Raw genomic sequence first — 11,543 nt, forward strand, 5'->3', positions numbered from 1 at the left:
GGGGTCACCGGCTGGGCCGGGGCCGCGGCGGCCGGCTCCTCCACCGTCACACCGAAGTCCGTTGCGATGCCCGCCAGGCCGTTGGCGTATCCCTGGCCGACGGCGCGGGCCTTCCACTGGCCGTTGCGCAGGTAGATCTCCACGATCACCAGGGCCGTCTCGTCGCCGAGCTGCGGGGGCGTGAACGAGGCCAGGACGGAGCTGTCGTCCGCGTTGCGGATCGTGGCCGTCGGTTCGATGCCCCGGAAGGTCTGGCCCGCGGCGTCCGGGCTCGCCGTGACGACGATCTTCTCGATGCCCGGGGGCACGGCCGTCGTGTCGACCACGATCGCGTCGGGCGTGGTGCCGCCGCCCGAGCGGTACGTCACGCCCTGGCCCGAAGGCTGGTTGTAGAAGATGAAGTCGTCGTCGGAGCGCACCTTGCCGTCGGCGGTGAGCAGCAGGCCCGATACGTCGAGCCGCACCGGGGCGGCGACGTCGACCGCCACGCGGGTGGCGGACAGGGGGATGTTCGAGCCGGGGGTCATAGCTGTCATGCCGGGTGAACGATCGAGGCGGTTTTGCCGTTCCCTTACCTCGCGCCCATTCGGGTCAGCGGCGGTTGCGGGGGTGATCGCGGGCGGTGCGTTCGTTGCCCCGCTTGTAGTTTCCGGTCCAGCGGGCCATGACGAGCTGGGGGTCGGAGGCTTCGACCTCGGCGATGAACTGCTCGGCCCGGGTGCCGTTCAGCGTGGTGGCGGGGCGGCCGTGGTGGGTGATGCGGACGGTGCCGCCCGCGTGCTGCTCATAGGTGAATCCGTGGGGTCGTGGCATGCCGTGAGCGTAGGGGGGCGGGGGCAGGCGTCCCAGCGAATTTCGCCCGCCCCGCCCGCGGTGGTCCGTTCCCTACGGCACGACCACGATCTTGCGGCCGACCCCCGACGCGAACTGCTCCAGCGCCTCCGGGTACCGCTCCAGCGGGATCCGGTCGCTGATGAAGACGTCGGGGTCGAGCACCCCGTTCGCGAACAGCTCGGCCGCGCGCTCGAAGCTGTGCAGCACCGCCATCGAGCCGGTGATGGTGATCTCCTGGTTGTAAATGCGGTACGGGTCGATCGTCACACGCGTCGCGTAGTCGGCCACGCCGAACTGGAGGAACGTGCCCGCCTTCGCCACCCGGTCCAGGCCGTCCTGGATCGCCGCCGCGTTGCCCGTGGCGTCGACGACCAGGTCCCAGCCCTGCGGGCGGTCCAGTTCGTCCGGGTTGGCGGCCGACGCCGAGACGCCGAGGCGGCGGGCCGTCTCCAGGCGGGCCGGGTTCACGTCGACGACGTCCACGCTCGCCGCGCCCGTGCGCTTGGCCAGCTCCAGCATCATCAGGCCCATCGTGCCGGAGCCGTAGATCAGGACGTGCGCGCCGAGCCGGGACCGGAGCACGTCGTAGCCGCGTACCGCGCAGGACAGGGGCTCCACCAGGGCCGCGTCCTGCGTGCGGACGTGGTCGGGGAGCTTCACGCAGTTCGCCACGGGAGCGAGGGCGTACTTCGCGGCCCCGCCCGCCGTCGTGACGCCGATCGCCGCCCAGCGTTCGCAGAGGTTGTTGTGGCCGGTACGGCAGTAGCGGCACTCGTAGCAGTACAGGGACGGGTCGACCGCGACCCGGTCGCCCACCGACACCTCGGTGACCTGGGTGCCGACCCCGACCACCTCGCCCGCGAACTCGTGCCCGGGCACGATCGGCAGCTTGGGGGCGAACTCCCCCTGGAGGATGTGCAGGTCCGTGCCGCACAGCCCGCAGGCCGCGACCTCGACGACGACCTCGCGCGGCCCTGGCGTCGGGTCCGGGACCTCGGCGACGACGGCCCTGCCCACGGACTCGATGACGGCGGCCTTCATTTGACGGCTCCCAACGACAGGCCCTGGACCAGCTTGTCCTGGGCGGCGAACCCCGCGGCGAGCACCGGCAGGGAGATGACGAGCGACGCGGCGCACACCTTCGCCAGGAACAGGCCCTGGCTGGTGATGAAGCCGGTCAGGAAGACGGGGGCGGTCTCGGCGACCACGCCGGTCAGCACCCGGGCGAAGAGCAGTTCGTTCCAGCTGAAGATGAAGCAGATCAGGGCGGTCGCCGCGATGCCGGGCAGCGAGATCGGGGCCACGATGCGGGCCAGGATCGTCGGCAGCCTCGCCCCGTCCACCCGGGCCGCCTCGATCACCGCGACCGGGATCTCGGCGAGGAACGACTGCATCATCCACACCGCGATCGGCAGGTTCATGGAGGTGTAGAGGATGACCAGCAGCCAGATGTTGTCGAGCATCCCGGCGTTCTTGGCGAAGAGGTAGATCGGGAGCAGGGCCGCGACCGCGGGCAGCATCTTGGTGGAGAGGAAGAAGAACAGGACGTCCGTCCACTTGCGGACGCGGTTGATCGACAGCGCGTACGCCGCAGGGAAGGCCAGCAGCAGCACCAGCAGGGTCGAGGCCACGGACGCGACCGTGGAGTTGATCAGTGCCGGCCAGGGGCTCGCGCCGCCGCCCGCGCCGAAGAACTCGCGGTAGCCGTCCAGGGTCAGGGCCGCCGCGAAGGACGGCGGGTTGGTCGCCGCGTCCTGCTCGGAGTGGAAGGACGTCAGCGCCATCCACGCGATGGGCAGGAAGAACGCGATGCCGAGCAGCCAGGCCAGCAGGCCCAGGCCCGCACCTCTGCCTCGGACACGGCTCACACGCAGGGCGGTCGTGCTCATGCGCCGGACATCTCCTCGCGGAACAGGGACGACACCACGCGCAGGGCGAAGGTCGCGATGACGATCGAGCCGATGACGACCAGGACGCCCGCGGCCGAGGCGAGGCCGTTCTCGTGGGCCTGGTAGAAGCTCTGGTAGACGGTGTAGGGGAGGTTGGCGGTGCCCAGGCCGCCGGACGTGATCGTGAAGACCGCGTCGAAGTTCTGGACGATGTAGATCGAGCCCAGCAGGGCGCCCAGTTCGAGGTAGCGGCGCAGATGCGGGAGCGTCAGGTGGACGAAGATCTGCCAGTCGCTCGCGCCGTCGACCCGGGCCGCCTCGATCTGCTGGTGGTCACGGCTCTGCAGGCCGGCCAGCAGGATGAGCATCATGAACGGCGTCCACTGCCAGACGAGCGACGCTTCGACCGCGAGCAGCGGGGTGTTGGAGATCCAGTCGGGCTGTGGGCCGCCCACATAGTGCAACAACCCGTTGAACAGGCCGTATTCGGGGTTGTAGAGCACATGCTTCCATAGCAGGGCCGCCGCGACCGGTACCACCAGGAAGGGTGCGATCAGCAGTGTCCGTACGATGCCCCGGCCGCGGAACCTCCGGTCCAGCAGCAGTGCCAGCAGGAGGCCCAGCACCAGGCTGGCCAGGACCACCGCCACCGTCAGCAGGACGGTCGTCCACACCGACTGGCGCAGGTCCGCGTCGGTGAGGACCTCGTGGTAGTTGTCGAGGCCCGTGAAGTGCCGGGCGTCGGGATAGAGGGAGTTCCAGTCGAAGAAGGAGATCACCAGCGTGGCCACGAACGGCAGCTGGGTGACCACGATCATGAAGATCAGGGCGGGGAGCAGCGGGGCGCGGGTGGCCCAGGCGCGCAGGCGGGCGGAGGGCCGGCGGACCGGGGTGCGGGTCTCGGGAGCGGCCAGGGGGGCCGTTGTCGTGGCGGTCATCGTCCCTCGTACTCCTCGGAGATCTTCTCGGCGAGCGCCTGCGACTTCTTCAGGGCCGACTCGACGGACTGGCGTCCGGCGATGGCCGCGCTGATCTCCTGGGAGACCTTGGTGCCGAGGTCGGTGAACTCGGGGATGCCGACGAACTGGATGCCGGGCGCGGGCCGCGGCTGCACGCCGGGATCATGGGGCCGGGCCCCCTCGATGGCCTCCTTGGTCATCTCCTGGAAGGCGGCGGCCTCTTTGCGGTAGTCGGCGTTGGCGTATGTCGAGGCCCGCTTGCCGGCCGGGACGTTGGACCAGCCGATCTCGTCGCCGACCAGCTGCTCGTACTCCTTGCCGGACGCCCAGGAGACGAACTTCCAGGCGTCGTCGGAGTTGCGGGAGGCCTGCTGGATGCCCCAGGCCCAGGTGTAGAGCCAGCCGGAGGACTCGGTCTTCTCCACGGGTGCGGGGGCATAGCCGATCTTGCCCTTGACCGGGGAATTCGCCGCCTCCAGGGATCCGGCCGCGGAGGTGGCGTCGTACCACATGGCGACCTTGCCCTGGGTCATGTTGTTCAGGCACTCGGCGAATCCGGACTGGGCGGCGCCGGACTCGCCGTGCTCGCGGACCAGGTCGACATAGAACTTCGTCGCCTTCTCGAAGGCGGGGGAGTCGAGCCGCGCCTTCCAGTTCTTGTCGAACCAGGTGCCGCCGAAGGTGTTCACGACGGTGGTCAGGGGTGCCATCACCTCGCCCCAGCCGGGCAGGCCGCGCAGGCAGATGCCCTTCATGCCCGGTTCGGCGCCGTCCGCCTCGGCCGCGAGGTCCGCCACCTGCTGCCAGGTGGGGTGCGCGGGCATCGTCAGGCCCTTCTTCTCGAACACGTCCTTGCGGTACATCAGGAACGAGGACTCGCCGTAGAAGGGCTGCCCGTAGAGCTTGCCGTCGTCCCCGGTGAGGGACTGGCGCATCGGCTTGAGGATGTCCTGCTCGTCGTAGCCCGGGTCCTTCGCGACGTAGCTGTTCATCTCGTGCAGCCAGCCGTTGCGGGCGTAGATCGGTATCTCGTAGTTGGACAGCGTGGCGACGTCGTACTGGCCGGCCTGGTTGGCGAAGTCCTGGCTGATCTTGTCGCGGACGTCGTTCTCGGGCAGGACGGTGAAGTTGACCTTGATGCCGGTCTCTTTGGTGAAGTGGGCGCGGGTGAGCTTCTGCAGCTCGACCATCTGTGGGTTGTTGACCATCAGGACGTTGATGGCGTCGCCGCCGGATCCGGCCCCGCCCGCCCCGACCCAGCAGCCGGAGAGCAGCGGGGCGRGCAGCGTCCCTGCGGCGGCCGCGGCGAGCGTGGCTCGCGGTGGCCGTCGTCGGCTCTGGGTTCGCATGGATCGCTCCTGGATGTATGGGGAGATAAGGGGCATGGCAGGGCGTGGCTGAGCCCTGTGGGGAACGGGAGACGGTGGTCAGACTCGGATGACCTGTGGGCCGAGCAGTGAGTAGCGGTGGGCCTCGGCGGCCGGCAGCAGCGTGCTCGTCACGATCGTCTCCAGTGCGCCGACCTCGGCGAACCGGCAGAAGCTGACCGCTCCGAACTTGGTGTGCACGCCCGCGAAGACCGTGCGGCGGGCGGCCCGGACCGCCTGGGTCTTGACCTCGCTGACGGCCGGGTCGGGGGTGGTGAGGCCGTGTTCGCGGGAGATGCCGTTGGCGCCGATGTACGCCAGGTCGACGACGAAACCGGCCAGCATCTTCGTCGTCCAGTGGTCGACGGTGGCGAGGGTGCCGGAGCGGACCCGGCCGCCGAGCAGGAGGACGGACACGGTGTCGGTCCCGGCGAGCGCGCCGGCGACCGGCAGGGACGCGGTGACCACGGTCAGCGGCCTGTCCCGGGGGAGTGCCTCGGCGATGAGCTGGGGGGTGAAGCCCTCGTCGACGAAGACGGTCTCGGCGTCGCCGAGCAGTTCGGCGGCCGCGGCCGCGATGCGGCGCTTCTCGGGGACGTGGCTGGTGGCGCGGAAGGCGAGCGTCGTCTCGAAGCCGGCGCTCTCCACCGGGTAGGCGCCGCCATGGGTGCGGCGGAGCAGGCCGTGGTCCTCCAGAACGCGCAGGTCCCGCCGTACGGTCTCCTTGGCCACGCCCAGTTCGGCGGCGAGGGCGCTGACGTCGACGGAGCCGGCACGGCGTGCGGCCAGCACGATCTCGCGCTGGCGTTCTTCCGCGGTTCTGTTCATGGCCGTCACCCGCCTTCCTGCTGTGCTGCCCGTTCGGGCCCTCGGTCAGGCCATGGGGGAAGTTCTACAGCGGGTGTTCCGCGGCGGCCAGGTCTGTTGCGGAAGTGATCCTGCCCGTGTGTGCCCGTTCGGTCCCGGACCTGCGGGGCGTGCGGCGGGGCAGTCGTGGCCGTCCGCGGGTGCGTTGTGGCTGGTCGCGCAGTTCCCCGCGCCCCTGAGGGCGCCGTCCGACCGTATCCGGTCCGTGCCCGGATGCCCGGGCGGGCGGGCCCGTTCTCTGCCCGCACGCCCTCTTGCGGCGACTCTTTCCGGTCAGTACGGCCAGATCGGCGGGTCCGTCACGAAGTGGCCGCCGAGGTAGGCGTGCGCCTCGTTCTCCGGGTCCAGCTCGCCCTGCTCGGCGATGAGCTTCTCGGCCCACGGCTCGGAGTCGTCCTGCGGTTCGTAGCCGAGCGCCCGGGCGGTGGTGAGGTCCCACCACAACCGGGTGTTCGCGGAGGAGCCGTGGACGACGGTGTGGCCGACGTGCTCGGCGGTCAGGGCCGCGTGGAAGAGGCGGGCGCCGTCGGCGGGGCTCATCCACACCGAGAGCATGCGCACGCTGGTCGGCTCGGGGAAGCAGGAGCCGATCCGCACCGAGACCGTCTCCAGGCCGTGCTTGTCCCAGTAGAGCTGCGCGAGGTCCTCGCCGAAGCACTTGGACAGGCCGTAGAAGGTGTCCGGGCGGCGGGGGGTGTCGACCGGGATCAGGGGGTCGTCGCCCTGGGGGCGCGGGGTGTAGCCGACGGCGTGGTTGGAGGAGGCGAAGACGATCCGGCCGACGCCCTCCTCGCGGGCGGCCTCGTACAGGTGGTATGTGCCCTCGATGTTCGCCTTGAGGATCTTCTCGAAGGGGGCTTCCAGGGAGATGCCCGCGAGGTGGATGATCGCGTCGACGTCGCGGACCGCCTCGCGCACGGCGTCCTGGTCGGAGAGGTCGGCGGTGATCGCGTCCGGGGCGCCCTCGATCGGTCGCATGTCGAGCAGGCGCAGCTCGTAGCCGTAGTCCGGGAGCAGGCCCCGCATCAGGGTGCCGAGGCCACCGGCGGCGCCGGTGAGCAGGACGGTGCGGGGAGCGGGCATCCTCGGTCTCCTTGAATCTCCCACCGTGCAGATGAGTGCACGGCATTCATATGCGTGGACACGCTAAGGATCTGGAGTGAGCCCGTCAAGTATGCCCCGAGAGGAGCGAATCCGCTGGTGCGTGGCGGGTTCGTCCGCTTGACCGACGTCGAGGAGGCACTTTAGCGTGGAGGCGTTCAGACTTATAGACGGCAATCATGAATATGGAACCGGGAGAGCTTGTGACGTCAGCCCCTCTCGCCGCTCGGCTCGACATCCCCAGCGGACCGCTGTTCTTCCCGGTCACCGCCTACGGCCCCGACGGCTCCGTGGACCTCGACACCTACCGCACGCACGTGCGCCGCGGGGTCGACGCCGGAGCCGCCGCCGTGTTCGCCTGCTGCGGCACCGGTGAGTTCCACGCGCTCACCCCCGAGGAGTTCGAGGCGTGCGTACGGGTCGCCGTCGAGGCGGCCGAGGGGCGGGTGCCGGTCGTCGCGGGCGCCGGGTACGGCACCGCGCTCGCCGTGCGCTACGCCCGCCTCGCCGAGGCGGCCGGGGCGGACGGGCTGCTCGCCATGCCGCCGTACCTCGTCGTCGCCGGGCAGGAGGGGCTGCTGCGGCACTACCGGGAGATCGCCGCCGCGACCTCCCTGCCCGTGGTCGTCTACCAGCGCGACAACGCCGTCTTCACCCCCGAGACCGTCGTCGGACTCGCCCGCACGGACGGGATCATCGGCCTCAAGGACGGGCTCGGCGACCTCGACCTCATGCAGCGCATCGTCAGCGCCGTACGCTCCGAGGTCCCCGGCGACTTCCTCTACTTCAACGGCCTGCCGACCGCCGAACAGACCCAGCTCGCCTACCGCGCCCTCGGCGTCACGCTCTACTCGTCCGCCGTGTTCTGCTTCGCGCCGGAGATCGCCCTCGCCTTCCACCAGGCGCTCCGCAGCGGCGACGACAGCGTGGTGGAGAAGCTGCTGGACGGCTTCTACCGCCCCTTCGTCGAACTGCGCGCCCAGGGCCGCGGCTACGCCGTCGCCCTCGTCAAGGCCGGCGTACGGCTGCGCGGACTGGACGTGGGGGAGGTACGGCCCCCGCTGCACGAACCGACCGAGGATCATGTCAAGCAGCTCGCCGAAGTGATCGAGCGCGGCTACGCGCTGCTTGAGGAGGCCAAGTGAAGGCGTCGGCATTCGTCTACCCCTGGGACGTCAACGGGGACCCGGAGGCACCCGCGCGGATCGCCGCGCTCGGCGTGGAGCAGGTGACGCTCGCCGCCGCCTACCACTCCACCCGCGCGCTCACGCCCCGCCACCCGCGCCACCGCATCGTCACCGCCGAGCACGCCGCCGTGCTCTACCCGGCGGGCGACCGCTGGGACGGGCGGGAGCTGCGCCCCTACGCGGCCGGTGACTGGGCCCCCGGGGACGCCTTCGGTGAGGCCGCCGCCGCCCTCGCGGACGCCGGCCTGGAGGTGCACACCTGGGTCGTCCTCGCACACAATTCCCGCCTGGGCGCCGAGCACCCGGACACCTCGGTCGTCAACGCCTACGGCGACCACTACCCCTGGGCGCCGTGCATCGCGCAGCCCGCCACGCGTGCGTACCTGACCGACCTGGCGGCGGAGGCGGCCGTACGGCCCGGGGCGCGCGGGACCGAGCTGGAGTCCCTCGGCTGGTACGGCCTGCAGCATCTGCACGCCCACGACAAGACCGGCGGCGTCGGCCTCGGCGACGCCGGGCAGTACCTGATGGCGCTGTGCTTCTGCCCGGCCTGCCGGGAGGGCTACGGACGGTACGGCCTGGACGCGGACGAGCTGGCCGCCGCCGTACGGACCGCGCTGGAGCCGGTGTGGCAGGAGGTGACGCCCTCCGACGGAGGCTGGACGGGCGTCGAGAAGCTCCTCGGTGAGACGCTCGCGAACACCACGCGCGCGTACCGCGACAAAACCGCCCGCACGCTCCAGGAGGAGACCGTGGCGGCGGTCCGGGCGGCCGCGCCCGACGGCTTCCAGGTGCTGCTGCACGCGGACCCGGTGTCGTACCACGTCGGTGCCAACCCGGGGGTCGACCCCGCGCACATCCTGTCCGTCGCGGACGGTGTGGTCGTGCCCTGCGCGGGCGGCACCGGCACCCTGACGCCGTTCGCCCGGCAGGGCAAGGAGGGCGCGGTCATCGCCGCCAACTTCACCGTCGTCTCCGGCATGGGCGGCAGCCCCGGCACGCTCGCCGCCGACGCGGCCGAGGCACGGCGGCTCGGCGCCACCGAACTCCGGTTGTATCACGCCGGGTTGGCGTCCGACGGCGACCTGGAGACGGTCCGCTCCGCTCTCGCCGGGCGCTGAAACAGCGGGGGCCGCCGTCGCCAGCAGGGTCACGCCCAGGGCCACCAGCACCAGCCGGTAGCTCACCAGCTCGACCAGGGCCGCCCCGGCGGCTGGGCGCCACCGAACTGCGGCTGTATCACGCCGGGTTGGCGTCCGACGGCGACCTGGAGACGGTCCGCTCCGCCCTGGCCGGGCGCTGAAACAGCGGCACCGCCGTCAGCAGCAGGGCGACGCCCAGGGCCACCAGCACCAGCCGGTGGCTCGCCAGCTCGACCAGGGCCGCTCCGGTGGCCGGCCCGGCGACGTTCGGGGCGTAGACCAGCGTGTTGGCGGTGGCGGTGACCCGGCCCAGCAACGGGCCCGGCGTCTCGCGCTGCACGGACGTCAGCGTGGCGATCAGCACCGCGGGCAGCCCCGCCCCGATCGCCGCGCTGCACGCCAGCGTCAAAGGGTCGGACGGCACCGCCCGCAGGGCCACCGCGAGAGCCGGCAGGGCGATGCCGAACGCCGCGCAGCGCCCCGCGCCCAGGCGGCGCAGGGCGGTGCCGGAGAGCAGCCCGACCGCGACCGACCCGGCGCCCTGCACGGCGTACAGCACACCGGCGTACGCGGGGGAGCGGCCGAGGTCGTCGACGACGGCGTAGAGCATCGCGCCGTTCAGGCCGGCGCACAGCATGGTGGCGCCGTCGGCCAGGACCAGGGGGCGCAGCACGGGGTGCGCCCACAGGTGGCGGGCGCCCTCGGCGGTCCGCTCCCGGGGGCTGCCGGTGGGCGGCGCCGGCTTCCCCTCCCGTACCCGCAGCACCGCGTACAGGCCCGTGGCCAGGACGAACGTCGCCGCGTCCAGGAGGGCGACGCTCGCGCCGCCGTACGCCGTGTACAGGCCGGCGCCCGCCAGGGGGGCCAGGAGTTTCATGCCCTCGTCGGCCGTCATGCGCAGACCGTTGACGTCGCCGAGCAGGGCCGGATCGACGGCGGTCGCCACCAGCGCCGACTCGGCCGCGTCGTGGACGACGCCCGCCGCGCCGTATACGAACTAGCACCGCGTACAGCAGCCACAGGTCGCCCGGGGCGTCGACGCCCACGAGGGCGAGCACCAGGGCGCCCAGCAGCAGGTTCACGCCGATCAGCAGCGGTTTGCGGCGGACCCGGTCGGCGAGGGTGCCCAGCAGGGGTCCGGCCAGGGTCGGCAGCCACAGGGCGAGCACGCACAGCGCGGCCAGGCCGTCCGAGCCGGTGAGGTCCTTGACCCACACCCCGGACGCCGGCCACAGCGCCGAGGTGCCGAAGCCGGAGACCACCACGCCGGAGAGGCAGAGCCCGGCGTCGCGGTCGCGCAGGACACGCACCACGGGCCAGGTCGTTCTGTTCGTCATGCCTGGTCATCGTGGCTCTGAGGCCCGTGAGCGGGGATCGGGAAGGTGCCGTGGAAAACGGGCGGCCGGGCGATGAGTTCCGCGGTCGCCGTCGGTCTACCTCCCAGGAACCACACCAGGAGGAACAGCGGATGACCGACACCACCCCGACCCTCGACCTGGGGCCCCAGACGGCGGTTCTGGCCCGCCTGGCCGAAGGCGTCACCGACGAGCAACTGGCGGACCCGACGCCCTGCCCGGAGTACGCGGTGCGCAACCTGCTGGGCCACCTGGTCGGGCTGACCGTCGCCTTCCGTGACGCCGGCCGCAAGGACCTCGGTGTCACGACCGACACCAGCCCGGACTCCGCGCTCCCGGACATCGGGCCCGGCTGGCGCGAGGAGCTGCCCAAGGTCCTCGCCGAACTGGCCGAGGCCTGGCGGGACCCGGCAGCCTGGACCGGCATGACCCGGGCCGGGGGCGTCGACCTGCCCGGCGAGATCGCGGGGCTCGTCGCCACCGACGAGCTGGTGATCCACGGCTGGGACCTGGCCCGCGCGACCGGCCAGGCGTACACCCCCGACCCGGCCGCGCTCCGGACCTGCCACGACTTCCTCGCCGCGTCGGTCGACGACCCCGACCGGGGCCAGATCTTCGGCCCCGTCGTCCCCGTCGAGGCGGACGCGCCCCTGCTGGACCGTGCGGTGGCCCTGAGCGGGCGGGATCCGGGGTGGAAGCCCAGGTCGTAGAAAGCGATTGCTACTTCCTTCGTCAGAAGCATTGACGAAACAAACGCGCCCTCTTAACGTCATCGCGTCGTACTTCGTACGTCATATATGAGACGCGATACGCGAGATCCGATACGCGATCCCCCGGGGGAC

The 11,543-nt window shown here is 71.5% G+C and carries 11 protein-coding genes and 1 pseudogene; 3 read left to right on the forward strand and 9 right to left on the reverse strand.

Going from position 1 to position 11,543, the window contains the following annotated elements; all coding sequences use genetic code 11:
- From CA983_RS14730 to CA983_RS14765, 8 genes are all read right to left on the reverse strand, one after another.
- Positions 1 to 536: TerD family protein (locus tag CA983_RS14730; RefSeq protein ID WP_167407374.1), on the reverse strand; the 536-nt coding region annotated here is incomplete at its 3' end.
- A 55-nt stretch (positions 537 to 591) separates the two neighbouring features.
- Complete coding sequence (locus CA983_RS14735) at positions 592 to 813, reverse strand: hypothetical protein (RefSeq protein ID WP_086601353.1); 222 nt, start codon at positions 811 to 813, stop codon at positions 592 to 594.
- Between the two features lie 72 nt (positions 814 to 885).
- Complete coding sequence (locus tag CA983_RS14740) at positions 886 to 1,875, reverse strand: zinc-dependent alcohol dehydrogenase family protein (protein WP_086601354.1); 990 nt, start codon at positions 1,873 to 1,875, stop codon at positions 886 to 888.
- Positions 1,872 to 2,723, reverse strand: coding sequence for a carbohydrate ABC transporter permease (locus tag CA983_RS14745; RefSeq protein ID WP_086601355.1), 852 nt, complete (start codon positions 2,721 to 2,723; stop codon positions 1,872 to 1,874). The genes CA983_RS14740 and CA983_RS14745 overlap by 4 nt, the downstream gene beginning before the upstream one ends.
- Positions 2,720 to 3,661, reverse strand: a complete 942-nt coding sequence (locus CA983_RS14750) for a carbohydrate ABC transporter permease (protein WP_086601356.1) — start codon at positions 3,659 to 3,661, stop codon at positions 2,720 to 2,722. The genes CA983_RS14745 and CA983_RS14750 overlap by 4 nt, the downstream gene beginning before the upstream one ends.
- Positions 3,658 to 5,031: an ABC transporter substrate-binding protein gene (locus CA983_RS14755; protein WP_086601357.1), complete on the reverse strand. Its 1,374-nt coding sequence runs from the start codon at positions 5,029 to 5,031 to the stop codon at positions 3,658 to 3,660. Before CA983_RS14755 ends, CA983_RS14750 begins: the two co-directional genes overlap by 4 nt.
- Before the next feature lie 78 nt (positions 5,032 to 5,109).
- On the reverse strand, positions 5,110 to 5,877 hold the full coding sequence (locus CA983_RS14760; RefSeq protein ID WP_086601374.1) for a DeoR/GlpR family DNA-binding transcription regulator: 768 nt from the start codon (positions 5,875 to 5,877) through the stop codon (positions 5,110 to 5,112).
- Positions 5,878 to 6,189: 312 nt separating this feature from the next.
- Positions 6,190 to 6,999: an NAD-dependent epimerase/dehydratase family protein gene (locus CA983_RS14765; RefSeq protein ID WP_086601358.1), complete on the reverse strand. Its 810-nt coding sequence runs from the start codon at positions 6,997 to 6,999 to the stop codon at positions 6,190 to 6,192.
- Between the two features lie 221 nt (positions 7,000 to 7,220).
- Between CA983_RS14765 and CA983_RS14770 the strand changes: the two genes are divergently transcribed.
- Together CA983_RS14770 and CA983_RS14775 are read left to right on the forward strand one after the other, a co-directional pair.
- On the forward strand, positions 7,221 to 8,162 hold the full coding sequence (locus tag CA983_RS14770) for a 5-dehydro-4-deoxyglucarate dehydratase (protein ID WP_086601359.1): 942 nt from the start codon (positions 7,221 to 7,223) through the stop codon (positions 8,160 to 8,162).
- Positions 8,159 to 9,325, forward strand: coding sequence for a hypothetical protein (locus CA983_RS14775; RefSeq protein WP_086601360.1), 1,167 nt, complete (start codon positions 8,159 to 8,161; stop codon positions 9,323 to 9,325). Before CA983_RS14770 ends, CA983_RS14775 begins: the two co-directional genes overlap by 4 nt.
- 118 nt (positions 9,326 to 9,443) lie before the next feature.
- On the opposite strand, the pseudogene CA983_RS14780 reads toward CA983_RS14775, so the two are convergent.
- Positions 9,444 to 10,683, reverse strand: a pseudogene (locus CA983_RS14780) (MFS transporter).
- A gap of 131 nt (positions 10,684 to 10,814) precedes the next feature.
- Between CA983_RS14780 and CA983_RS14785 the strand changes: the two are divergent.
- Positions 10,815 to 11,411: a TIGR03086 family metal-binding protein gene (locus tag CA983_RS14785; protein WP_086601361.1), complete on the forward strand. Its 597-nt coding sequence runs from the start codon at positions 10,815 to 10,817 to the stop codon at positions 11,409 to 11,411.
- Positions 11,412 to 11,543: the final 132 nt, after the last annotated feature.

The sequence above is a fragment of the Streptomyces swartbergensis genome (assembly GCF_002148965.1).
In the GTDB taxonomy this organism is placed as follows: Bacteria; Actinomycetota; Actinomycetes; order Streptomycetales; family Streptomycetaceae; genus Streptomyces; species Streptomyces swartbergensis.